Origin of the sequence: Bacillus sp. SRB_331 (assembly GCF_003264175.1) — a bacterium.
Lineage (GTDB): Bacteria > Bacillota > Bacilli > Bacillales > Bacillaceae_G > Bacillus_A > Bacillus_A mycoides.
Genome location: NZ_NADV01000047.1, coordinates 22,489 through 47,604 on the forward strand (window position 1 = coordinate 22,489; position 25,116 = coordinate 47,604).

Annotated in this window: 26 protein-coding genes and 1 pseudogene; 7 read left to right on the forward strand and 20 right to left on the reverse strand. The window is 33.7% G+C overall.

Features of this window, described 5'->3' with window-relative positions; translation table 11 throughout:
- Positions 1-9: 9 nt before the first annotated feature.
- The 4 genes from B5P42_RS27285 to B5P42_RS27300 all read right to left on the reverse strand — a co-directional run bounded on the left by B5P42_RS27285 (position 10) and on the right by B5P42_RS27300 (position 4,086).
- The gene (locus tag B5P42_RS27285) at positions 10-1,032 is read right to left on the reverse strand and encodes a FecCD family ABC transporter permease (protein WP_044439847.1); all 1,023 of its coding nucleotides are present in this window, start codon (positions 1,030-1,032) and stop codon (positions 10-12) included.
- Positions 1,025-2,032, reverse strand: a complete 1,008-nt coding sequence (locus tag B5P42_RS27290; RefSeq protein ID WP_002014660.1) for a FecCD family ABC transporter permease — start codon at positions 2,030-2,032, stop codon at positions 1,025-1,027. The genes B5P42_RS27285 and B5P42_RS27290 overlap by 8 nt, the downstream gene beginning before the upstream one ends.
- 27 nt (positions 2,033-2,059) lie before the next feature.
- Complete coding sequence (locus B5P42_RS27295) at positions 2,060-3,025, reverse strand: iron-hydroxamate ABC transporter substrate-binding protein (protein ID WP_002014659.1); 966 nt, start codon at positions 3,023-3,025, stop codon at positions 2,060-2,062.
- Positions 3,026-3,327: 302 nt separating this feature from the next.
- A complete protein-coding gene (locus B5P42_RS27300) occupies positions 3,328-4,086 on the reverse strand; it encodes an exodeoxyribonuclease III (RefSeq protein ID WP_044439849.1) in 759 nt (252 codons plus the stop codon).
- A 154-nt stretch (positions 4,087-4,240) separates the two neighbouring features.
- Here B5P42_RS27300 and B5P42_RS27305 point away from each other — a divergent pair, with 154 nt between their 5' ends.
- From B5P42_RS27305 to B5P42_RS27315, 3 genes are read left to right on the forward strand one after another with little or no spacing between them, the layout of a single operon-like run.
- Positions 4,241-4,813 (forward strand): bifunctional transcriptional activator/DNA repair enzyme AdaA, encoded by a 573-nt coding sequence (locus tag B5P42_RS27305; protein WP_113735702.1) that lies wholly within the window; start codon positions 4,241-4,243, stop codon positions 4,811-4,813.
- Between the two features lie 4 nt (positions 4,814-4,817).
- On the forward strand, positions 4,818-5,342 hold the full coding sequence (locus tag B5P42_RS27310; RefSeq protein ID WP_002087987.1) for a methylated-DNA--[protein]-cysteine S-methyltransferase: 525 nt from the start codon (positions 4,818-4,820) through the stop codon (positions 5,340-5,342).
- Between the two features lie 2 nt (positions 5,343-5,344).
- Positions 5,345-6,256, forward strand: a complete 912-nt coding sequence (locus B5P42_RS27315) for a DNA-3-methyladenine glycosylase 2 (RefSeq protein ID WP_044439851.1) — start codon at positions 5,345-5,347, stop codon at positions 6,254-6,256.
- A 34-nt stretch (positions 6,257-6,290) separates the two neighbouring features.
- Here B5P42_RS27315 and B5P42_RS27320 read toward each other — a convergent pair.
- Positions 6,291-7,355 (reverse strand): annotated as a pseudogene (locus B5P42_RS27320) (lactonase family protein).
- Positions 7,356-7,455: 100 nt separating this feature from the next.
- Entirely contained in the window at positions 7,456-8,688 is a 1,233-nt protein-coding gene (pepT, locus tag B5P42_RS27325) for a peptidase T (RefSeq protein ID WP_113735703.1), read from the reverse strand.
- A gap of 182 nt (positions 8,689-8,870) precedes the next feature.
- Here pepT and B5P42_RS27330 point away from each other — a divergent pair, with 182 nt between their 5' ends.
- Positions 8,871-9,515, forward strand: a complete 645-nt coding sequence (locus tag B5P42_RS27330) for a YczE/YyaS/YitT family protein (protein WP_088034632.1) — start codon at positions 8,871-8,873, stop codon at positions 9,513-9,515.
- A gap of 67 nt (positions 9,516-9,582) precedes the next feature.
- Here B5P42_RS27330 and B5P42_RS27335 read toward each other — a convergent pair whose 3' ends face one another.
- Positions 9,583-10,158, reverse strand: coding sequence for a histidine phosphatase family protein (locus tag B5P42_RS27335; RefSeq protein ID WP_113735704.1), 576 nt, complete (start codon positions 10,156-10,158; stop codon positions 9,583-9,585).
- A gap of 222 nt (positions 10,159-10,380) precedes the next feature.
- Complete coding sequence (locus tag B5P42_RS27340; RefSeq protein WP_002014647.1) at positions 10,381-10,770, reverse strand: VOC family protein; 390 nt, start codon at positions 10,768-10,770, stop codon at positions 10,381-10,383.
- 426 nt (positions 10,771-11,196) lie between these two features.
- Between B5P42_RS27340 and B5P42_RS27345 the strand changes: the two genes are divergently transcribed.
- Positions 11,197-13,917, forward strand: a complete 2,721-nt coding sequence (locus tag B5P42_RS27345) for a putative bifunctional diguanylate cyclase/phosphodiesterase (RefSeq protein WP_113735705.1) — start codon at positions 11,197-11,199, stop codon at positions 13,915-13,917.
- A 107-nt stretch (positions 13,918-14,024) separates the two neighbouring features.
- On the opposite strand, the gene B5P42_RS27350 is transcribed toward B5P42_RS27345, so the two are convergent.
- The 4 genes from B5P42_RS27350 to B5P42_RS27365 are packed head-to-tail and all read right to left on the reverse strand — an operon-like array spanning position 14,025 to position 17,373.
- Positions 14,025-15,089, reverse strand: coding sequence for an undecaprenyldiphospho-muramoylpentapeptide beta-N-acetylglucosaminyltransferase (locus B5P42_RS27350; RefSeq protein ID WP_113735706.1), 1,065 nt, complete (start codon positions 15,087-15,089; stop codon positions 14,025-14,027).
- A 48-nt stretch (positions 15,090-15,137) separates the two neighbouring features.
- Complete coding sequence (locus B5P42_RS27355) at positions 15,138-15,482, reverse strand: DUF6572 domain-containing protein (RefSeq protein ID WP_181458839.1); 345 nt, start codon at positions 15,480-15,482, stop codon at positions 15,138-15,140.
- The gene (locus tag B5P42_RS27360) at positions 15,482-16,390 is read right to left on the reverse strand and encodes an SDR family oxidoreductase (RefSeq protein ID WP_113735708.1); all 909 of its coding nucleotides are present in this window, start codon (positions 16,388-16,390) and stop codon (positions 15,482-15,484) included. The genes B5P42_RS27355 and B5P42_RS27360 overlap by 1 nt, the downstream gene beginning before the upstream one ends.
- Positions 16,387-17,373, reverse strand: a complete 987-nt coding sequence (locus B5P42_RS27365) for a UDP-N-acetylglucosamine 4,6-dehydratase family protein (RefSeq protein ID WP_002142824.1) — start codon at positions 17,371-17,373, stop codon at positions 16,387-16,389. The genes B5P42_RS27360 and B5P42_RS27365 overlap by 4 nt, the downstream gene beginning before the upstream one ends.
- Before the next feature lie 467 nt (positions 17,374-17,840).
- On the opposite strand from B5P42_RS27365, the gene B5P42_RS27370 reads away from it, so the two are divergent.
- Together B5P42_RS27370 and B5P42_RS27375 are read left to right on the forward strand one after the other, a co-directional pair.
- Positions 17,841-19,019 (forward strand): DUF2515 domain-containing protein, encoded by a 1,179-nt coding sequence (locus B5P42_RS27370; RefSeq protein ID WP_113735709.1) that lies wholly within the window; start codon positions 17,841-17,843, stop codon positions 19,017-19,019.
- On the forward strand, positions 18,994-19,395 hold the full coding sequence (locus B5P42_RS27375) for a CBO0543 family protein (protein WP_044442960.1): 402 nt from the start codon (positions 18,994-18,996) through the stop codon (positions 19,393-19,395). Before B5P42_RS27370 ends, B5P42_RS27375 begins: the two co-directional genes overlap by 26 nt.
- A gap of 27 nt (positions 19,396-19,422) precedes the next feature.
- Here B5P42_RS27375 and B5P42_RS27380 read toward each other — a convergent pair whose 3' ends face one another.
- From B5P42_RS27380 to B5P42_RS27415, 8 genes are all read right to left on the reverse strand, one after another.
- A complete protein-coding gene (locus B5P42_RS27380; protein ID WP_002088014.1) occupies positions 19,423-19,845 on the reverse strand; it encodes a YfmQ family protein in 423 nt (140 codons plus the stop codon).
- A gap of 65 nt (positions 19,846-19,910) precedes the next feature.
- On the reverse strand, positions 19,911-20,582 hold the full coding sequence (locus tag B5P42_RS27385) for an LrgB family protein (protein ID WP_002137893.1): 672 nt from the start codon (positions 20,580-20,582) through the stop codon (positions 19,911-19,913).
- A 23-nt stretch (positions 20,583-20,605) separates the two neighbouring features.
- Positions 20,606-20,962, reverse strand: a complete 357-nt coding sequence (locus tag B5P42_RS27390; RefSeq protein WP_002190466.1) for a CidA/LrgA family holin-like protein — start codon at positions 20,960-20,962, stop codon at positions 20,606-20,608.
- 33 nt (positions 20,963-20,995) lie between these two features.
- Complete coding sequence (gene pdxR / locus B5P42_RS27395; protein ID WP_113735710.1) at positions 20,996-22,429, reverse strand: MocR-like pyridoxine biosynthesis transcription factor PdxR; 1,434 nt, start codon at positions 22,427-22,429, stop codon at positions 20,996-20,998.
- A gap of 67 nt (positions 22,430-22,496) precedes the next feature.
- Complete coding sequence (locus B5P42_RS27400) at positions 22,497-23,294, reverse strand: alpha/beta fold hydrolase (protein WP_113735711.1); 798 nt, start codon at positions 23,292-23,294, stop codon at positions 22,497-22,499.
- The gene (gene bshB2, locus B5P42_RS27405) at positions 23,294-23,974 is read right to left on the reverse strand and encodes a bacillithiol biosynthesis deacetylase BshB2 (protein WP_113735712.1); all 681 of its coding nucleotides are present in this window, start codon (positions 23,972-23,974) and stop codon (positions 23,294-23,296) included. Before bshB2 ends, B5P42_RS27400 begins: the two co-directional genes overlap by 1 nt.
- A gap of 32 nt (positions 23,975-24,006) precedes the next feature.
- Positions 24,007-24,201, reverse strand: a complete 195-nt coding sequence (locus tag B5P42_RS27410) for a hypothetical protein (protein WP_002033711.1) — start codon at positions 24,199-24,201, stop codon at positions 24,007-24,009.
- A 194-nt stretch (positions 24,202-24,395) separates the two neighbouring features.
- Entirely contained in the window at positions 24,396-25,103 is a 708-nt protein-coding gene (locus B5P42_RS27415) for a GntR family transcriptional regulator (protein WP_002033710.1), read from the reverse strand.
- Positions 25,104-25,116: the final 13 nt, after the last annotated feature.

Below are 25,116 nucleotides of genomic sequence, written 5' to 3' on the forward strand. Positions count from 1 at the left end.
TTCCTCCTCTTACGCTTTCGCCTTATAAAGTAAATATAAGAAATACGGTACACCGACAATAGAAATAACGATCCCAACAGGTAACTCTACAGGGGTGAAAACTGTTTTTGCAATAAAGTCTGAAGCTATTACAAGGAACATTCCGATTACTCCACACGTAGGAATTATATATTTATGCTGAATACCGACGAGCCTTTTCGCTATATGCGGTGCCATTAATCCAATGAAACCAATACTTCCTGAAACAGCAACACATGCACTCACAAGTCCGATACTACTTAATAGTAAAATGGATTTCTCTCGTTCTACTGCAACACCTAAACTTGTAATACTCGTTTCTTCCAATTGAAATAAATCTAATAAATAAGCTTTCTTTTGTATAAGTGGAATTAAAATGATAAGCCACGGTAACATAGCAACAATATACTTCCAGTTTGCACTATATATGCTTCCAGACACCCAAACTGCAGCCATCTCGAAATCAGTTGACTTCATTTTGAGCGATAAATACATAGAAAACGCTCCAAATCCAGATCCAATTGCAATCCCTGTTAATAAAAGACGTTGCGAGTCTAACTTACCGTTTTTCCAAGAAAACAGATAAATTATTATAGCGGCTCCTAGCCCACCGACTAAACCAAACATCGGCATCATCATAATAGAAATCCAGTCTGTGCTCTTTAATTGCCCTTGAAAGAAGAACATGAAAATTACGATGGCTGTACCTGCTCCGGCATTCACTCCTAAAATACCTGGGTCCGCCAATCCATTTCTCGTAATCCCTTGAATTACAGCACCCGCAACACCGAGGCCTAATCCTACTAATCCAGCAATTATAATGCGCGGAAGGCGAAACTCAAAAATAACTAAATCATGGTCTGGTACTGGATCTATTCTAAAGAGTGTTTTAAATACATCTGTAATCGTAATATCAAACGTACCATTCGTTAAACTAATATAAATAGCACATAATATTAAAAATATACTAATCCCCATTGTCATTCCAAAACGTTGACTTGAACTTTTAAGCATGTCTCTCTCCTCCTCTTGTACGGATTAAATAAAGGAAGAAAGGAATTCCAATTAAGGAAGTAACGACTCCAATTGGTGTTTCAAATGGATAGTTTACAAATCTACTTAAAATGTCACATAATGCTAAGAAAACTCCACCAATAACGCCTGCGCAAGGCAAAATCCACTTATAATCTACCCCAATTATAAAGCGCGTAATGTGTGGAATAATTAAACCTACAAAACCAACTTTCCCCACTAAAGCAACTGCTGTTCCTGTTAAAAAAATAACTGATAAAATTGCCATCGCTTTAACTAGTTTTGTACGCTGACCTAGATTAATAGAAACTTCTTCTCCTAAAGAAAGAATGGTAATAGATTTTGATATTAATAGTGCTAAAATTATACCAATTATCCCAAATGGTATCGTGATTTTAATGATATTAGGGTCCACTTGATCTAACTTTGCATTAAACCAAAAACTAACATTTTGAGAAATTTGGAAATATGAAGCCATCGCAGCCGATACACTACTTAAAAATGTTCCAATAACTGTCCCTATAATTGCTAATCTAACAGGGGATAAGCCATTTTGAAGGAGTGAGCCAAAACCAAACACTATACCGGCTCCTAGTGCAGAGCCAATCATTGAACATAAAACCATACCAATCGATGACATTCCCGGAAGAAAAATCATGCAAAGTGTAATAACAAAGGCTGCACCATCCGTCACACCCATAATAGAAGGGGATGCAAGATAGTTTCTTGTCATCCCCTGCATAAGTGCTCCTGATATGGCTAGAAATGCTCCGACTAAAAGAGCTGCAACTACCCTTGGTAAACGTGAAGTAATAATAATATTATGATTTACATCGCTTGAATCAAAATGAAATAAAGCATTCCACACTGTTTCAGCATCAATGTTTTTCGCCCCATATAAAACAGAAAGTATAACTGTAAATAAAATCAATATGGGTGCTATACATAAAATGGTTACTGGTACCGCATTCGTTTTCTGCATATCATTCAACGCACCTTACTTATTGTATTATTTAGATAAATTTTTCACTGCTTCTTTTAAGAATGCTGTTTTACTCCAAGCTGTGCCACCTTGGGCCATTGGATCTACAACGTTTACAAATACTTTCTTTTCTTTCGCAGCATTCATACTTTGCCAAATTGGATTGCTTTCAATTTCTTCTAGCACTTTCGGGTTTTTATTTTCACTTGCCTCATATTGTAAGAAAACATAATCTGGGTTAAGTTCAGCAAGTTTTTCAAATGAAATTTTCTCTTGTGCTTTTACAGTTTTAAGTTGTTCTGGAGCAGTTAGTCCAAGATCTTTATAAATTACAGGGTTGAAGTATACTCCTTCTGGATATAGGAATAATTCATTTGCTCTTAGTCTAATTACAAGTACTTTTTTGTCTTTTAACTTATCTCCTAATTTTGCTTTTGCTTTTTCAGCGTCCGCATTGTAATCTTTAATAATTTTTTCTGCTTTATCTTTTTTACCAGTTAATTCTCCCATTAACTTTAAGTTATCTTCCCAATCTGTTGAAACGTGTGATACCGGGAACGTCGGAGCTACTTTCGTAAACTTTTCAGCTGTTTCTGCTGGGAATTTCGTACTAGATGTAATAACATCCGGTTTTAATTGAAGTAATGTTTCAAAATTAGGTTGCATTTTTTCACCCACAGATTTTGCACCCTCTAATTCTTTTTCAAGATACTTTGGTAATTTACCACCTACAGTAATTGCACCGACTGGTTTAATTCCAAGTACTGCTGCATCTTCCATTGACTCTAAACTAGCTGTCGCAATTTTATCTACTTTTGCTGGTACTGTGTATTCTTTACCTAAATATGTAATTTTTCGTTTTTCATCTTTTTTTGTTTCCGTAGCTTTTGTCTGTTGCTTTTGTTCCCCTGAAGTTTTATCCGTACTATTACATGCTGCTAAACCTACACTTAAAACTGTAACCATCCCTAATGTAAATAACTTCTTGTTCATCTTTATATATCTCCTCTCAAAACTTGTAAATAGATTATTTTTATATGAAAACTTAACTACATGAAACTTGTCCCAAACATATATTTCATTAGATTAATAATTTTATCCGGAACTCATTCTCATTCACTTCCCCTAAACTATAATTCTTTTACACTTCATCCATCGATAACCTTTTCACTGATAATGATTATCGTTACTAAGTATATATTTAATATGCAATTATTTCAAGAATGATTTGAAAAATTTTAACAAACTGAATTAAAAAGAAGTATCCGCCTATTATTAGCGAGATACTTCTTTTTTTAGAAATTTATATGTAATTCAACTGGACAATGGTCTGATCCCATTATTTCACTGTTAATTTTCGCCTCTGTTATTTTGTCTTTCATTCTTTCCGAGACAACAAAATAATCTAAACGCCATCCAATATTTTTTGCTCTCGCTCCCATACGATACGACCACCACGAATATGCTCCTTCCTGATCAGGATAAAGGTAGCGATACGTATCAACAAATCCTTCTTCTAAAGTACGTGTAAACTTCTCCCTCTCCTCATCAGAGAATCCAGGGTTTTTACGGTTACTTTTTGGATTTTTTAAATCTATTTCTTTATGTGCGACGTTTAAATCTCCGCAAAAAACAACTGATTTCTTTTCATTTAATCGTTTAATATAGGCCCTGAAATCATCTTCCCATTTCATTCTGTAATCTAAGCGTTCTAATCCACGTTTGGAGTTTGGTGTATATAACGTTATCATATAAAAATCTTCAAATTCTAAAGTAATGACTCGTCCTTCTTGATCATGTTCCTCAATTCCTAATCCGTATGTAACAGAAAGCGGTTCCTTTTTTGTAAAAATAGCCGTTCCTGAATATCCTTTTTTCACAGCATAATTCCAATATGTATAATATCCATCTAAATTTAAATCAATTTGTCCACTTTGTAATTTAATCTCTTGTAAACAAAATATATCTGCATTGGATTCTTCTAGATATTCTAAAAATCCACCTTTTGCAATAACTGCTCGCAAACCATTTACATTCCATGAAATCAACTTCATCTATGTTCCTCCTCTTGATGTGCATTTTCAATTTTCATGCTAACACAAAATAGATACCCTATCATAGTTTCATCTTTGTAATCTTGCTCTTACATTCGTAAATACGTACATACGTACTTTATTCAGGTTATACTAATGCCAGAGGTGATGTTCTGTGCATAATGAAGAGTTCACAGTAACAAATGAGTATTGGCAAGCAATTATTCATAATGACTCCACATATGATGACAAATTCTTTTACGCTGTAAAATCAACCGGTATTTTTTGCCGACCATCATGTAAATCGAGAATACCGAATAAAAACAATGTACGTATTTTTCTTAAGGCAGAGCAAGCATTACATGAAAATTTTCGTCCGTGTAAACGTTGTAAACCAAACGGGCTAACTTTACCTAATGAAGAATGGGTAGAGCAAATTAAAGAATATATCCAAAAACATTATTGTGACGTGCTAACCCTCGACTTACTCGCAGAAATATGCCATGGTAGCCCTTATCATCTACAACGCACTTTCAAGAAAATTGTAGGGATTAGTCCAATAGAATATATACAGCAATTCAGAATTAAAAAAGCGACAGAATACCTTTCACATACAAATCAATCCATTATGGAAATTAGTACTGATGTCGGGATAGAAAATCCGGAGTATTTCGCGACTTTATTTAAAAAGAAGATAGGATTTACCCCTACTGAATATCGAAAAAAGAACGGAATAAAAGAGGTATGAAATAATGAAACCATATGAAAATAAAACTATATATTGGACATTGCTTATTCATAAACATTGGCGTATGCATATTGCAGCTACTTCAAATGGATTATGCTTCATCGGATCGCAAAATGAAACTTTTGAAGAACTAAATACGTGGGCTAGCAAAAAACTGCCACAACATACATTAATCCAAAATCCAGATTATCTGCAAACATATACAAAAGAACTTATCGAGTATTTGGAAACCAAACTAGAAACCTTTACAATTCCTATCGATGTTTACGGAACTGCATTTCAATTAGCTGTTTGGAATACGGTACGTGAAATTCCTTATGGGGAGACACATTCTTATTCAGAGATTGCGGAAAGAATTCAAAAACCTAACGCTGTACGTGCAGTTGGGACTGCCGTTGGGGCAAATCCTCTGCTTATCACTATTCCTTGTCACCGCGTTATTGGGAAAAATGGTAAACTTACCGGTTTTAGAGGTGGTTTAGCAATGAAAAAAGAATTGCTCAAATTAGAAGCGCTTCGGGAGGAGTAAATATGACAGAGGATTGTAATGGAATATTGTCTTTAGTCGTTCCAAAAGAATTTAGTTTTCAAGAAAACTTACGCTATCTATCGCGTTCTAAAAATGAATGTATGTTTCATATTGAAAACAATAAAATCTATAAAGTCATTCCTGTTCAAAACATAAATCCATTAGTTGAAATTGGTTTGAATGCCGATAGTAATATTCAAATACGTTTTTTAGGAGAATCATATGTCTCTGAAAAATGGGCACACGATGCCGTATCTAACTATGTAAAAGAGTGGTTTGATTTAACTACTGATTTAGCTCCCTTCTATAAATTAGCTAAACACGACCCACTCCTTCAAAAACCCATTAAAGAATTTTACGGTCTTCGTACTTTGGGAATTCCGGATTTATTTGAAGCACTATGCTGGGGGATTCTAGGTCAACAAATCAACCTCACATATGCCTATACTCTAAAAAGAAGATTAGTCGAAAATTTTGGCGATTATGTAGATTGGAACGGTAGAAAACATTGGATATTCCCATCACCTGAAGTAATAGCAAATTTAGATGTAGAAGATCTCGCAACATTAAAAATGACTACAAGAAAGTGCGAATACTTAATTGACGTCGCGCAGCTCATTACAGAAGGTAAATTATCAAAAGAATCTCTATTACAAATACAAGATGTGAAGCAAGCTGAAAAACAATTAACTAGCATTCGCGGTATAGGGCCATGGACAGCTCACTATGTTTTGATGCGTTGTTTACGATTCCCTTCAGCTTTTCCAATTGATGATGTTGGTTTGCATAATGCAATTAAATTTATAACAGGTTCCGAAAAGAAACCGACTAAAAATGAAATAAAAGAATTTGCATCAAATTGGACAAATTGGGAGTCTTACGCGACTTTTTATTTGTGGCGGGTGCTATATTAAAATTTCCTAATAAAAAATAGATAGGGAAACCTATCTATTTTTTCACATGTAAAAACTTCACACATACTGGCTCTGGAACATTTACGTCCGTCTGTACAAGCGTTAGCTCCCCTGTCATTTCATCCCTAGCAAATAAAGTCAAAGTATTAGATCTTTCATTCGCTGCAATTAAAAATTTTTCATCCGGATCTAAAGAAAAATCACGTGGCCAATCCCCTTCTGTCGATACTGTTTCAATAAAAGCGAGCTCTCCATTGTGCCCATTCACTCGGAAAACCGCGATACTATTATGTCCCCTATTTGCTGCGTAAACAAACTTGCCATCAGAAGAAATGTGAATTGCACTTCCGTAACTATCTTTTCTAAAATCTTCAGGTAATGTAGAAATGTATTGTTTTTCTTTAAAACTGCCACTCTTTGCATCATATTGAAGTACAATAATCTCTGAACTTAATTCTGTCATAACATATGCATACTGCGCACTTGGATGAAATATAAGATGCCTTGGACCACTACCATGTTTTACAGATCACCGTGTAACTTCTATTAGTTCTCCATCACTTTCTTTATATGTAATCACCTTGTCTATTCCTAAATCAACTGCTACTACATATTTTTCATCAGAAGTAAAATCCATATAATGAGCATGTGCCTTTTCTTGCCTTTCCTTATTTGGTCCTGACCCTTTATGTTCTACAATTACCGTAGCAGCATTTAAACTTCCATTATCCTTTTTCACTAAATAGGACTCTACTGTTCCTTTATGATAATTAGCTGCTACTACTATACTATTCTCCCGATTCACACTTACATAGCACGGCGATACCCCTTCTAAAACTTGCATGTTAATCGAATTTAGATTACCGGATTTATTATGAATGGAAAAACTAGCAATTCCACCTAACCCATTATCTTTCGCAACAGAATAAAGGTACTCGTTGTTATGACTAATCGTTACATATGTCGGACTTCCTATATGAGCTGCTAATTCAATCCCTTTAAGTTCTCCGATGTTCGTATCAAGTATAAATTTATAAATCCCCTTACTCTCTGCTTTGGTATATGTCCCTATATAACCATGAAACTGATTTTCACTCATAACATTTCCCCTTTTACAAACGTCTTGTAACAAGTTTCACTTTGTATTTTTTACTATAGAAAAGAACCAAGTAGCACTTCATTACTACTTGGTTCTCTTTTTAAGCTTGTTCTTCAAATCGTCTTGCGATTTCTACAATTACTTGAACAGCTTTTTCCATAGTATCTACCGAAACATACTCAAATTTACCGTGATAGTTTTCACCACCAGTGAAAATATTTGGCGTTGGTAATCCCATATACGATAATTGTGATCCATCTGTTCCACCACGAATTGGATGGATGTTCGGTTCGATATTTAAACTTTTCATCGCTTCATATGCAATATCAACAATTTCTCGCACTGGTTCAATTTTTTCAAGCATGTTATAGTACTGATCATTCATCTCTAAAACAATCGCATCTTCACCGTACTTCTCTTGCATGTTTTTCACAATATCTTTAATGTTATTTTTACGCGCTTCAAAATGATTACGATCAAAATCTCGAATAATATAGTAAGCTTTACTTTGCTCGACATCACCATTTAAAGAGAGTAAATGATAAAACCCTTCATATCCCTCTGTATATTCTGGCGCCTCTTCTACTGGCAACTGTCTATCGAATTCCATAGCGAGTTTACTTGCGTTACGCATTTTGTTTTTCGCTGTTCCAGGATGTGTATTTGTCCCTCTAAAAGTTAATTTGGCGCTTGCAGCGTTAAAACTCTCATATTCTAAACCACCTAATGGACCTCCGTCCATCGTATAAGCAAACGATGCACCAAACGCTTCTACATCAAAATGAGCTGGCCCACGACCAATCTCTTCATCTGGTGTAAATGCTACTCTTATTTTTCCATGCTTAATTTGCGGATTATGTATTAAATAATTCATTGCGACCATGATTTCTGTAAGACCAGCTTTATCATCTGCTCCAAGAAGTGTTGTACCATCAGTTGTAATAATTGTATGTCCTTTATATGATGGTAATTCCGGGAACTGTTCAGGTGTTAACACAACATTTAATTCTTCATTTAACGTAATCGCATTACCATCAAAATTTTCATGAATTTGTGGTTTTACATTTTTCCCTGTAAAATCTGTTGCTGTGTCTAAATGAGCTAAAAAGCCGATTACAGGAACATCCTTATCTGTATTAGCAGGCAGTGTTGCCATTACGTAACCATTTTCATCCATCGTCACTTCTGATAACCCAATCTCTTTCAACTCTTCCACTAATAACTTACCAAACTCAATTTGCCCTGGTGTTGTAGGCACTGTATGACTTTCTTCATTTGATTGTGTATCAATCTTTACATATCTCGTAAATCTTTCAATAAGTTCTTGTTTCAAATTCGTTCACTCCTTTTATAGTTCTCTCTCTATTATAATCCTTATAACGAAATATTTTAACTTTTTTGACTGTGGAAATATATATCTATTTACATTTTTAATAAATCATAAAAAGACATAATATTTGTACATTGAAATTCAAACATGTAATATACATCATTATATATTGGGAGGTTTTAAAGATGAGGCTAACTCTCTTTCGCTATTTTCTTTTTTTCCTAGGATTAATTTTTTTTGGACTTGGAAATGCTCTCGCAGTCAAAGTTAAATTCCTCGGTTTACATCCTTGGGAAGTTTTAAATATGGCTCTCTACCAACGGTTTGGGTGGACAATTGGTACTTGGAGTGTCATATGTGGATTATGTCTCGTTCTTATCTCTTTACTAGTAGATCGAAAATATATAAACGTGGGCACATTTTTAAATGCACTACTTATCGGTCCTATTATGGACTTTTTCTTACAATTAAAAATCCTTCCAAACGCTAGTGATTATTTATGGATAAACTTACTCATTTTATTTTCTGGTATTGCAATTACAGGAATTGGGGGCGGCATGTACGTCGCGGCTGGCATTGGTGCTGGACCCCGCGATGGATTCATGCTTACCATTTCTGACAAAACTGGGTTATCTATTAGCCGTGCTCGAATCATTGTAGAATGCTTTGTACTAGTCATTGGATTCATGCTAGGAGGTCCTGTTTTTATCGTAACTTTTCTATACACTTTTATTCAAAGTCCAATATTCCAGCATTCATTTAAGGTATTTCAAAAACTCTTACATACTTTAAATAACAAAAACAAAGAACGTATTAGTGAAAATATTTAAAACTCAACTTAATGCAAAAGAGTGTGTTTTAAAAGTAATTTTTAAAACACACTCCATATACCCCATTTCATTCTTCTCTCCATAATCTCTCTACATTCATTAATTGCTCTTCTTTAAATTCTAGCTTATATATATCCGGTTTGGATGTATTCATTAAAAATTCAAGTCCATATTGATTATCAAAATAGTTCATCATTAGTGTCATTACAAGCCCATGTGTACCAATTACAATTTTATGTCCTTGAAAATTCATTAATATTTCTTTTAACACTCTCACTACTCTTCTCTGACAATCCGCATATGACTCTCCATCCGTCAGTGCATATTCTGGATTAAAAAACATCTCCTTTACAAGTGGGTACACTTCCTTATCCGATATAATTTTATCTTCATTTGAAAACTTACACTCTTTAAGATTTTCATATACTAATATTTCTTTTTCATGGAGATTCGCTGACTCTTCTATCGTTAACATAGCCCTCTTATACGGACTTGAAATGAAAGTATTAATTCCCTCTGTTTCTAATATCTCAGTTATTCTTTGAGCATCTAAAATTCCCTTCTCAGTTAATCCACGTGTTCTTTCATTTCCTTCTAATTTTGGCGATTCACCATGCCTAACCATATAGATATATGTATTCATAATTCCTCCCTTTTCTATATCCCTCTTTAAAGACATGACTATCAACCCATAAGAATATACGTTCTTATTTCATATCTTTCCAGAAAAAAATATCAAATGTTAATCTTCAGATAAATTCACAAAAAAGCTTCTCCTTGATTTTATCCCCTTCAAGGAAGCTTATATATTTTCTTTTACACTATCAAAACTCAAAACGTCTTTCTCCTCTAGTTTCGCCACACCTCATTCTTCTATTTTCATCAATACAATTCTCCAACCATCCGGATCTTCTATCGTTATCCCCTTTTCTTTCCAATACGGATTTTCTGGTTCTACTTCACCATACCCCATTGTATGCAGCCTTTTACTCACTTTTTTCATTTCACTATCTTCTCGCATGTAAAATACAAGTAAGTTATCTTTTGTTGGAGCTGGACATGGGCTCCCATCTATATATCTTGTAAATTCTAAATGATATTCTTCATCTGGTAGTCCAAACATGACGCCATCGTAACCTTCATGACCGTAAAATTCACCTATACGCTTTAAACCTAATCCTTTTTCATAGAATGCTATAACCTCTTCAAACTTATCTGTTGGACGTGCTATTCGAAACTTCACCCAATTTTTCATGCTTTTCCTCCCATACTAAAAACGTAATGAATGACTATATTTTATTGTATATACTTAAAACATTTTTGAAATCCCTCATTAGTATGAAAATAGATACATACAAAGGTGTTACTTACTAGCCTATAACAATCAAAAACTCACCTAGAAAGAAAATCCCATCATTTTATATGCAAATTTGCATCTCCACTTGCAAAGCACTAAAAAACCTTTAAAATATACTGGATGACTAAATATACAATTCCCATCTAAAATCTTGATACACTAAAAATCATTAAATGCAGTGTTTTTTCATTTTCAAGAATTATTGCACTCTTGTTTTTTTCCTTATAAGCATGCTTTTTATAAGGAAATCTGATACAATCCTTAAGTAATATTATTATGTACAGATATTACGAATATAGTACATACTTAAAGAAGGTGATCTTTTTGAAATTAAATAAAAATTTACAGCTATGTATATTAATCACAACATTAATATGCTATTCAATCTATTTTATGTTTTTCTTTCTGTTCCCTACTAATTTTTCAAATTTCAATGTACGCTTCGCTTCACTCATCGTTGAAGTCATTACATTTATATCGCTAATTTACTCTATATACTCTAAAAAAGTTAGTTCAAATCCTTTTTGGATATGTATTACAATTGCAATTGGTAGTTTTTTATTAGGAAAAGTAGTATATACGTATCAAGATACCTTTTTCGAACTTCCAATACATCATTTTACTATTTCTGATGTATTTTACATGTTTTTTCTATTCTTCTGCCTTATCGCTTTCTGCTATAAGATCTTAAAAGAATGCACTAAATGGGAAAGAGCTTTCTTTATTTGTGATATATGTATAGTACTTACTTCCATATTCACATTAGAATGGTATTTATTTAATCAGCCAAATTTAAATATATTCTCACTTTCACTCGGAGATATTTTCCTTTCATTTCTATATCCAATTGCAGATCTATTATTTCTTCTACTAGGTGTTAGTCTCTTTTTCCGCCCAACAATTTTTAAGTCCAAGCGGAAAATTTATATCTTTATTTTTGTATTGATTAGTTCTGCAACTTTTAACTATATTTATTTTTACTTAAATACCCATTTATCAACTGACACTATAACATTTTTACGTCTTTTATATAGAATACCTATATTGCTTATCGCAATAGCTGGGTCTATTTTAGAAGATGATAATAGCCATAAAAATTATTTCATTGTAAACCCTATACTAGGAAAAAAAGTATTAGTCGTATTTCCCTATCTTGCTGTTGCAATACTAATCGGGTTTACATTAAAAGAACAAACATCGTCTTCAACTCTCATTACAGGAAATTGTATCGCTTTTGTTTTCGTACTTATTCGCCATTCTATTGTGCGTATGCAAAACGACACCCTAACAAAACGTTTACAAGTATTTAATGCTCAACTAGAAGAAAAAGTTACTTTAAGAACTTCTGATTTAGTCCATAAATCAGAGGCCCTATCTCAGAAACAACAAAAATTCAAATCATTATATGAATATCATCCTGATCCCATTTTTACGATTGATTTAAATGGAATATTCTTAAATGTAAATAAAGCAGGAAGCATACTACTTGGAGCACCAACGAACGAGTTACTTGGTGAGACATGTTTTTCTATTATTTTAGATGCAGATAAACATAAACTGATATCTGCATTAGAAAAAGTTAAACAACAAGAATCAGCATCCTTACAACTTAGTTCTCAATATAAAGATGGATTTACTTATTTTTTATACGTTACCATCGTTCCTATTATGATAGATGGAGAAATTTCAGGAAGCTATATTATGGTAAAGGATATTACCGCACTAAAAAAACAACAAGAAGAAATAAAATATTTAGCATTCCACGATACTGTAACGAAAATTGGGAACCGATCCTTTTTCCATAGGAAGTTAAGAAAATTTATAAAAAATGCTCAAACAACACAAAGTGAGTTTGCATTATTATATTTAGATTTAGATCGCTTTAAAGTAATTAACGATACACTTGGACATTCGTCAGGTGATTACATATTAGAAGAAGTAGCAAAACGTTTCCAATCATGTCTTCCATCACATACTCATCTGTCAAGAATCGGTGGTGATGAGTTTACAATCTTAATTGAAAACTATACTGACGAAGATTCCTTATTCGAGTTATGTAACCAATTATTTGAAAGCATGGAAAAGCCGTTTGTCATACATGAGCATAAATTAACTTTATCACTGAGTATCGGTATCTCCATTTATCCACATTCCGGAATCGATACCGCTACACTTCTGAAAAACGCTAATGTTGCAATGTATGATGCAAAGGCAAAAGAGCTTAACTCTGTCTCTATTTATGACGATGTAATCGCTAAAAAAATCGAAAGACGATTACGATTAGAAAAAGATTTACCAAACGCAATACAAAATGAAGAATTGTTCCTTTTGTATCAACCTCAAGTTGATAGTGAATCTAATAAAATTATCGGTGCAGAAGCTTTAATCAGGTGGAATCATCCTGAATTAGGTGTTATTTCTCCATACGAGTTTATTCCGATTGCAGAAGAAACACTACAAATTATTCCAATAGGAAAATGGACATTACAGCAGGCTTGTGAGCAAATGAAACGTTGGCACGCACTCGGATATTCGCATTTAAAAATAGGGGTAAATTTATCTGCTAAAGAATTTGAACAAGAAGGCTTTGTAAAATCTATTTCTTCTACTTTAGCAACTACAGGCTTACCAGCAAGTTCCCTTGATCTAGAATTAACAGAACGAATTGCAATGATGGATGAGAGAGAAACATTGATAAAACTGCGTACACTAAAAAGTTTAGGGATTCACATTTCAATCGACGACTTTGGTACAGGCTATTCTTCCCTAGCCTACTTACCTTTATATCCAATCGATACGTTAAAAATCCCAAGAGAATTTATTACAATGTCTGAAACGTGTGAAAATGGAATGGAAATCATTAAAACAATCATCACATTAGCAAATACATTAGGAATGTCCGTCATTGCTGAAGGCGTAGAAACGAAAGAACACGTAAATTTCCTTCAAAAAAATAAATGTCAGTTTATTCAAGGTTACTATTACAGTAAACCTATTTATGCCAATGCATTTACTAAGCTGTTAGAAAACGGTATTCGTCCATAGTAAATCAAAATGCATATAACTCTATACGGAATGTAATCGTTATAGGTAATAATGAATTTGAACAACTATAGTAAAAAGGAAAGAAAATAATTTCTTTCCTTTTTTTATTATTTAACTACTTCATTTATTAAATCTATTAATTGATGAATTCCCTCCTCATTTGTTTTCTTAAATCCATTCATGTTTTGAATATATCTCTCCTTATTTACATACAACTTATTTACCACATCTGTAAATGTACTGGTGCTTATTCTATCTTGAAGTAATACTTCCGCATATCCTTGCCTAGAAAAATAGTCAGCATTTAAAACTTGATCCCCTCTACTGGAACCATTAGTTAACGGAATAAGCAACATCGGTTTCTTCAAAAATAACAATTCAGAAATAGCAGTAGAACCAGCCCTGGAAACTACAACACTTGCCATATTCAGTATATGTGGCAACTCTTCCCCTATATATTCAAATTGCATATAACCTTCCATTCCGATAGAAGGATCCACCTTCCCTTTACCACACATATGAACAATATTAAAACTTAATAATAATGTATCTAAACTTTTCCTTACCATATCATTTATCCACTTAGCACCTTGACTCCCACCCATTATTAACAATACCGGTTTATCTTGCTGAAATTCACAATACCTTCTTCCTCGTAATACGTTACCTCTCTCAATTTCTTCCCTTACAATTGGTCCTACATAAACCTTTTTCTCATTACTTACATTCTTCCCTGTATGAGGGAATGTTGTGCATAGTTTTGTAGCAAAAGGTAATGCTATTTTATTTGCAAGTCCTAACGTGCTATCTGGTTCACGTATTACGATAGGTACACTATTTAACCATGCCCCTATTACTACAGGAACTGAAACAAATCCTCCTGCCGAAAAGATAACGTCAGGCTTTATTTTCTTAATTAATTTATAACTTTGTAAGCAGCCTTTTATAATTTTAAAAGGATCTTTAAAGTTCTCCCAATCCCAATATCTCCGGAGCTTCCCCGTTGAAATACTATTGTACTTAACATTTTGAACTAATACTTTTTCAATTCCATTTTGAGATCCAATATACTCAACTCCCCATCCTTTTTCCATAAATTTAGGAATCAATACCATATTAATCATTACGTGTCCGGCTGTACCGCCCCCAGTAAAGAGAATCTTTTTATTCATAACTTATATCCACCTTTATCATTTAAAGTCTAGCTTTATAGTAATCTTTCAAATGTACATTAACTTACTATGATTTATATAAATCTTTAACTCCAGACCTATGTCTTGAAAAAGATCTTTGATGAGTTCATAAAAATCATTTCCATACTCACTACATTCATACTGAGTAAAGACTTGGATTACAGGCCTAGTTCCTGTATATATTGTTTTGGGTTTTCGATTAACCTTTTCCACATATGCTCGACATGTATTTATCGCCTCATAGATGCGCAAAACATGTTCTTCTTCATCTTTCCAATCCAGCGTATCAACAATCGAAAGCGATAGCATATTTTGATTATTTATAGTCTCATAACAATTCATATATTTCTTACATCCTTTTATATTTTTCATTAAATGCAGATGTCACTACACTTCGCATACTCAAGTACATCTTTTAATGATTGCTGAAATGGGATTTCTGGAACCCAACCTAACTTTTTTATATCCTCTAATACTAAACTTTCATTTGAGCCGCTCTCACTATTCTCTGTTTCTTTTATAGTAAAATTCAACTGTGTTAATCCTTTATATTGTTCCAATACATCTAATAAAGAGCGTTTTACTCCTGATCCAATATTATATTGTTTTCCATTTATACCATCACGTAATAACACATGATACGATTTAACTGCATCACGTACATCTAGAAAGTCTCTAATATCTTTCAAACTGTTTACTTCAATAATCGCCTTACTTCTACCCGATTCTATATCTATCATTTTTTTTGCGAGAATTGAACAAACACCATTCGATACTCCTGGACCAATTAAATTTGAGGGCTTTGCAATGATAATATTTGAATCCATTAATCCGCCCCAAGCCTCCGCAATAATGACTTGCATAGTTTTACTTAAACTATATGGATTTGAAACTTTTATGTTTTTCATACTATTTGCTTGCAATGCAGATCCTATAACTAATGTTTTACAATGCGAGGCTTCCTGCTTAATGGCTTCTAATAAATATAAAGTCCCTATTACGTTAATCTCTATATATTCCAGAGAAGCTGTCCAAGACTCATTAACTGAGTTTCTTCCTGCTAAATGCAATACATAGTCTGGTTTTATTTGTTTAATTACCTTCATTACTTCACTCTTATTTGTTAAATCACAAGTAATACCATTTTCGATTTTTTCTCTATGTGAACGATTTTGAAACATAGGAATTACATGAAAGCCCTGCTCTAAAAAATATTGGCAAGCATGACGTCCTGTGAAGCCATTTGCACCAGTTATTAAAAGGCTCGCATTTCTTTTCATCGTAAAAACCCTCCTTTTTCTAACATTTGTTTCACCTCATGTTTTGTAAGTAAGTCTTGTTGAGAACTAAAACTCTTCACATCCACAAGCGGATAACTAGCATAATATTCTTGAAGTCCTTCTATAGGAATAGTCGGTAGTACCACAAAATAATTTTGATCAAAACTAATACTTGTTTTACTCTCTACCTCAGATAAAAGCATTTCACTTAATTTTTCACCAGGTCTTATCCCTACCTCTTTTATCTTCACGTTTTCTTTTTTTGAATCTTCAATCAATATTCTTGCTAAATCCGTTATTTTACATGCTGGCATTTTCATAACAAAGATTTCTCCTCCTCTTCCTTCAGATGCTGCTTTAAATAACAATCCAACAGCATCTTCAATGGTTAAGAAAAATCTAGTCATATTTGCATCGGTAATCCCTACTTTTGAAGATTGCTTAATTTGCTTTTTAAAAAGCGGTACCACACTTCCACTCGTTCCTAAAACATTTCCGCCACGAACACAAATGAATTTTGTTTTCTTCGTTTGCACATTCGCATGAACCATTAATTTTTCACCAATTGCTTTTGTCATCCCATACGTATTTGATGGATCGGCCGCTTTATCAGTTGAAACATATATAACTTTCTCAACTTGATTCTGGATAGATGCTTCAATTACATTTTGCGTACCATGTATATTTGTTTTTATAGCTTCATAAGGATAATATTCACATACTGGAACATGCTTTAAAGCCGCAAGATGAAATACATAATGTACACCTTGGCAAGCATATACTAGTTGCTCTTTATCACGAATATCTCCAATAATAAATTTTAATCTCTCTTCATTTATAAACTGTTGCTGCATTTCAAACTGAACCGTTTCATTCCTTGAAAAAACTCTAATTTCTTTCGGTGATTTTTCTAATAGTTGTTTTATAAGTTCATGTCCCCACGAACCTGTACCACCAGTAATTAAAATTATTTTATTAAGCATTCCTTTTCCTCCTACCATACATTTCAATTCAAATTATATTTATTAAGGTTATTGAATTATTTTCAATTGATTCAAATCATAATCGTCGTTTGTTACATTTAATTGACAAAATAAAAAAACAGAAACTATTTTTTAATAGTTTCTGTTTTTCATTTCACTTCTTAGCAATTAGACTTTCTTTATACTGTTTGAATGATAACTATATTACTGGTTTAAAAAACACCGCTCATTTATTTCTTATACTCGTAATAAAATAAAGTGAAACTTTAATTAGTGGGGATTTTGTCCATCCCCCACTGATTATTAGTTGAATCAATCGGGCTTTTACGAGCAGCCCCACCCTCACCTAACTTCTTTGCTTTAGCCGACTTTTGAGATGGGAGTCTTACTGCTCGTTAATAGCGGGATAAATGGAATGATTCATAACCAATACCACATTTAAACTCATAGCAAAGGGAGGTAATGGAATGTACCAAAGCAATTCAAACAATACATCTAAAGAATTCTCTAAAGCACTCCCTCTCTCCCTATTCGACGTGAAAAACGAGTTACAACAAAAAAGCGATCTCATCTCTTCTGTTACCATATATAAATTAACGAAAGAAGAGCAACTTATCATCGATAAAATTAAAGCTCAGACAAAAGAACTAAATAAAAATAATGTCACAAGAACACGTGCATACTACCAATTTTACATTCAATATCCAGAAATACATTGGGCACTACTTGGGCATATCGTATCACGTAACGGTGGCTGGAATATGACAGATTTAAAGGGAGATTTATATACGAGGCTTTTATCCGAGAAAGATCAAATTACATTTTTCTCTTTTTTAGAAAGAGGAAATTGGCTCATTTTCCAAGATGTATATCCTCAATTTTTACTATATGAGCAAAGTGTAAAAAAATCAAAAAAGCTATTTCACCTTCTCACTCACTTAAATGTTTCTACATTTATGGAAACAATGTGGAACGATTTTTGGAAAACAGGTAACAAAAAAACATTAGCGATCGCAACTATTGTTAATGAACAAAACTACTTAGAAAAAAGAGTTATTCAAAATGCACACTTTAAAAAGACTGTATTAAATAGTATTGGATTTAAACTCTTTGATTTTTTTCAGTTTAATCATATCCTTTTCCCATTTTACGAAAATGATAAAAAGCAAAAAGTATTACTATTTGGTGATACAATGAAACATTTCACTTCTTTGCATGAACGAATTTCACTTGGAAAACGGTTGTATTCATTGTTATTTCGGGATACACATATTTTATCTCAAATAATAAACTGGGTCCATCACCATCCACATACAGGCTCAAGAAAAGATTACTGGCCCCATTTATTTTCTAGTGTAAATGAATCTTTTTCGCGTGAGTTTTATAAACGCCGAATAAAGAAATGCCAGTTACGTAGTGACGCGTATCGTATATACAGCCCTGCACTCATCTATGCATGGCGGGATATGAAACATGAAGAAGTTGAAAATGAAGATTGGTTTAACGATTGGCAAGTTGTAAATTATTTAGTTGATAAGGAGGAAAATATAAATGGAAAAATTACAGAAGACTACTGCAAAACACTCGAAAAAATTGAACTCGCAATTCTCGCAAAGAAAAATGTCCTCCTTCGAGAAGAAGAATGACTTTTTAGCATTATTAGTTACAGTCTTACTTTCTTCTATTATTGGAACTTGCTTAGATGCTTTCTTTGTGCATACACAAATATATTCCTTTCCAGTTAGACCTTTCTCATCTATATTTTCAGTTAACATAGGCTTTACGTTGTTTGTGCTACCAATTTTAACAATCATTTTCATACAAATTTCAAAAACATTATCTGCAGTTTCTAGAACTCTATTTATTATTTTAATAGGGCTTTGTGCTAGTATTTTTGAACAAGTTGCTGAGAGGTTAGGTTTATTTGTACATAACGGGAATTGGCATCATGCTTATTCTTTATTTGGATATATCATTTTCTTTTCTCTTATTTGGAAATTATATACTTGGATGCAAAAATAAAGAGACCGTTATAATAACGGTCTCTCCTTAAGCATAATCTTCAGTCACTGCTACTGAACGACTTTGAAGGCTTTTTGATCGCAAACGATATGCAACTACTTTCTTCTTATATTGCTTTACTACATCAACGTGTTCCTCGTAGCTATATATAGAAAATCTAATCTCTCTTTTTCCTTTCTTCGTCTCCATGACTATCGGTGTACCATTCCCTTGTGGCGGAAAATAATGTTTATCTAAAAATAAAGCCTCGTTAAATTCATGAATAACTTGAAGTTTCATTTCTCCTTCTATACTTTCCCCATCTACCGTTACAGTAGTATTTTCCTCATCAAGTTTTTGGTGTAACTCAAATCTACTAATAATTGATTCTACAACAGAAGTTGGCATACTAGAAACTAGTACTTTAAGAGCACCAAAAATAAATAATGTAACTATAAACCATGTTGTCATTTTAATCATCTCCATTACGCTCTAAAATGAGTAGTGTTATGCTCCTTATTACGATTCATTAATTTTCAAAATAAAAATTTCATTCCATAAGGTACTAATATACTAATAAGTATCCCTGTTACAATCATCGTTACCGAACCGATAGTTGCCTCTTTCTCTCCTTCTTTCACTAGACGGCTCACACCAATAATATGTGATGCACAGCCCATCCCCACTCCTTTTCCAATCGTACTTGTTATTCGGAAAAACTTAAGTACTGTCGGTCCTATAATAGCACCTGTTATTCCTGCAACAACTACAAAACTAGAAGTCATAGATGGAATGCCACCAATTTGATCCGCTAATGAAATAGCAATAGGCATTGTCGCTAATTGTGGTAAAGTTGTTAATATAAGTTCCTTATCTATATTTAAAATCCCACCAATCACTACATTCATACTCGTTAAAGCCACTATACCTATCACTACGCCGATTAGTATCGCTAAAAAGTTTTTCATAAGTATCTTTCGCTCTTTAAATAGAGGTATGGCTAACGCTACAATTGCAGGACTCAAAAAACCTGAAAGAATGTCTCCCCCATTTTCCTTATACTCATGATGAGAAATACCAAATATCAAAAATAAGCAAATCATAATTGCTGTAACTGTTAATACCGGTAACGTAAATGGAAACGTAAATTTTTTATATAACTTTGTCGCCAATAAATAAATTACTACAGTAATAATAATTAAGACCATTTGAATCGTGCACCTTGTCGATTTTATTTTTTTGATGTTACTAATAATTGACTTACATACCCTGAAACAATCAATGTTACTACCGTACTTGCAATTACTAAAAGGAATATAACACTCCCCTTACTTAAAAGAAAAGATCCATATTCCATTAATCCTGTTGTCGAAGGAATTAGAAATAACGGTAAAAATACTATTAACTTTTCTGCCCCTACCTCAAACCACTTTAATGGAAAAATACGAGTAGAAAGGAGTAGAAACAATATTAACATCCCTATTAAACTTCCTGGCATCGACAGATGGAATACTCCTTGAATCCACGTACCAGCTAAGCTAAACACATATAGCACGCCTACTTGAAGTAAAAGCGTCACGTACTTCATTTCTTTCCCTCATTTCCATATTACGCTTCGCTATTATGAAATCTCATTTAATGTTTCCGCAAACCTTGTAACTCCAAGCTGAATTTGTTCTACATTCGCTCTGCCAAAAGTAAATCGGATATATTCACTTTTCGAACCTAGGACGCTTCCTGGGACAAATGCTACACCATTTTGTATAGATTCACCTAGTAAATGATATTCATCAAACGTTCCTTGCACTTTGCACCATAAATGTATTCCGCCCTCAGGAACAAAAAAGTCAATCTGGTCCCCTAATATTTCTTCAAGCTTTCTAATTAACTCATCTCTTCTTTGTTTCAGTTGTCCACGGAGCATCGTAATATGCGTATGAAAATCCTCAGATTCTAAAAATTGGTTCGCTACCCACTGTGTAAATACACTATGACCGAAATCAACTTGCTGCTTCGCATCTGCCAATCTCTCAATTACGCGCGTGGGGCCAATTACCCAACCAATACGTAATCCTGATGCAACAATTTTTGATAATGAGCTCACATAAAGAACATTCCCATTTTGATCCATCGATTTCAATGTTGGATTCACTTCTCCATTAAAAGAAGTCAAACTATACGGATCATCTTCTACAATCGGTATACCAAATTCAGAAGATAGTTCTAAAACCTTTTTACGTCTTGCCAATGAAAGTACCGTTCCAGTTGGATTTTGATAATCCGGATTTAAAAACACCATACGAATGCGATGCTTTTTGTGCAAATCGATTAAGTCATCTGGATTCATACCATGCTGATCAACTGGTAAACGGAATATTTTTAAACCTGCTGATTTAAACATCGGAAGTGAATAACAATAGGAGGGATCCTCAATTGCAATCGCATCTCCAGGCTTTAACAAACATTGAACGATAAGATTAAGTGCTTGCTGAGCTCCAGATGTAATAAGAATAGAGCTTGAATCTGCTTCTATTTGTTTATATTGCTCGACATGTGCCGCAATGGTTTTTCGCAACATTTCATTTCCAAGCGGATGGTCATAACCGAGATTTCCCATAAATGTTTTCTCCGACAAAATTGTTCGAAATCTATCACTCGGAATTAAATCTGATGACAATTCACCACTCGCTAAATTGATTAAATCATCTTTTTGTGTTTCCGTTCGAATTTGTTGAACAAGTGGTACATTAGGTAAGAACGATCCATCCTCAACGTACCTACCCCAGTTCGGTATTCGTTTATGTGACACACCCCATATATCTGTATTCACCCGAGTGCCACTTCCTTTTTTCCGTTCTACTACCCCAAGTGATTTCAATTCCTCATAAGCAGCTACGACCGTACTCCGGTTCACTTGTAAATTCTGTGCTAACATACGCTCGGAAGGTAATTTTCTATCAGAAGGGAATTCACCGGTAGAAATGCCTCTTTCAATGTAATCAGCAATTTGTTTATAAACTGGTATCTTATCTTCACGATTCGGTTGCCATTCCATTTAGTTCCCTCCTCTCCAAGCTGGTGTCCTGAACTCATTAATAACAGTATTCACTGCAAAAATGGTATTAATCAAGCGCATGATTTAAAAATGCCTCTACCGTCACATTAAAGCTAGTAGGCTGTTCTAAATAAGGCAAGTGCCCACTATTTTTCAACTCAACGAAAGTCACGTTTCTCAGGTGTTTTTCAAATTCTCTCACATACTTTTCCGGAACAAAATAATCATTCTCTCCTCGTATTATTAATGCAGGACATGCAATGTTAGAGAGGTATGGTCTTTGATCGTAATCAACTAATTCAGCGAATAGCCTTTGAATATGCGTCGGATGAATCGTTTGTAGGGATTGATGAAATCCTCGGACAATTGCATCATTATCTTCTACTCCCATTGCTCTCAATAACGTATCAGCCCAAGTTTTCCCTTTTTCCTGCAAGCTAAGTAAATCATATACTTCAAGTCGTTCTTTACGATCTGCCGGTTCTAAATAGGGAAATGCATTTACAACAATTAAGCTAGAAACAAAACGTGGATATTGAATAGCAAAATCGATACCCACTCTAGCTCCTTTTGAAAGACCACAAATTGTTACTGATTTTAGCTTTAAATGATTACATAACTCATATAAAACATTTGAATATTCTTTAAAACTAATTTCCATCCCTTCGGATTTCCCATGCCCAGGTAAATCGAGTGAGATTACGGTCCATGTCTTCTTGAAGTATTTTCTTTGATATAACCAATTATTCGAATTTCCTCCAAGACCGTGTAAAAACAATATGACAGGACCCGATCCTTCTATATTGTAAAAAATCTTTCGATTCTTATATTCAAAATACATATTCATCACCTTCAGATGTAGCATCACATATTTTTATCTTTGAATGAATATATCCAAAACGGTTCTCTTTCTAACCACTCAACTGTGCCTGAAATACCGTCTTCATACTCCCTTTCCAGCTCATCCACTTTAGTTGTAAATTGTGATGCATGTGCTCGTAATGCTTCCAATTTTTTCGGAACATATTTTTTCACTTCATTTTTAAAATCTGGAGGTCCTATTTCGTCTTCATGATTTTTCGAAAAAGCTACAGCATAAAAGGCTGGTCGTTTACTTTCCGAAATATTAGCTAAGGCCTCTACTACTGCTTCCCCTGTTGCATCGTGATCCGGATGAACTGCATACCCAGGATAGAAAGAAATAACTACAGAAGGATCCAATTCTTCAATACAGTTTTGAATCAAGCTTCTTAATTTTCCAGGCTCTTCAAATTCAAGAGTTTTATCACGATATCCCATCATACGTAAATCTTCAATCCCTAAAATATCTGTAGCTCGCTTTAACTCTTTCTCTCTAATTGTATATAAAGATTCACGAGTTGCAAAAGGTGGATTCCCCATCGCTCTCCCCATTTCACCAAGTGTTAAGCAAACATAAGTAAGAGGGACTTTCTGCTCAGTATAAGCCAAAATTGTTCCAGCCACGCAATACGACTCATCATCCGGATGCGGGAAAACAACTAAAACGTGGCGCTCATTTTTCATCAATATATTAACTCCTTCATCATATACAAACTTTATAAAATAACGACCGCATACCAAGTAACTCCTACAAGAAGCACTAAAAGAAGAATGACATAGATAGCGGATAAGTTTTTCACATTCCTCTTTGTAGACTTACCGTAATTCTCCTCTACATTTCGTGCGACTAGTACGGTCCCAAACAGTGATACAACTACAATAATAACAACTAGTGAAATCGCAAAACTCATTGTCTTCCACCTCTCTAAGGCCAGTCTATTTTAAAGCATGAATAAAATACTACCTTTCTTCTCTTATCATAATAGAAGTTTGTAAAAAACGGACCAACCACTTTTGTGTTTTTTTGCTCATCCACTTTAAAAATAAAAAGCAACTGCTCACTTAGGACCAGTTGCTTTTTTTACAAGGCTACTTATATTCATTTTCAATTAAAATTAATTCGATTTAAAAGTTTGGTCTTTTCATAATGAAACATTGATTGAGATAGCTCGAAAATTGTTCCATTTACAAGGTAAACTGTATTTTCAATAAGAAGCGCTGGATCACCTTCATTTAGTTCTAAAAGCTTTGCATTTTCTTTATTTATTTTTTCACAACTAATAACTTTATCGGCAAAGCCAATATTTAATCGTAAATCCTCAATGAAATAACTGTATACAGAACTTAATGCTATTTCTTCATTCAAATAAGGAATGATATCTTTTTTGAAATAACTTACTTCAATAGAGAATGGTTTACCGTCTACAATTCTTAAACGCTTCAAAAAATATAGTCTAGTTCCAATCTCACATTGCATCCGTTCTACTATCTCTTCATTTGCCTCTATTACTTCAATCTCTAGCACTTTCGTTTCAATATTTTGTGAAACGAGATTTTTCGTTAATCCACGTAAACTTCCTAAATTAATGTAATCTGTTACAGAAGTTTCACGTAAAAACATACCACTACCTTGCACTTGAAAAATATAACCTCTATTCACAAGTTGACTAATTACTTTACGTATCGTATTACGGCTTACTTCAAATCGATTCATCAACGCTTCTTCTGTAGGTAATTTTTTCGTTTCATTAAAAAGCCCATCTCGAATGTTTTGCTCTAACACATCTGCAATTTGTTTATACTTTGCACTCATACACTTTCTCCTA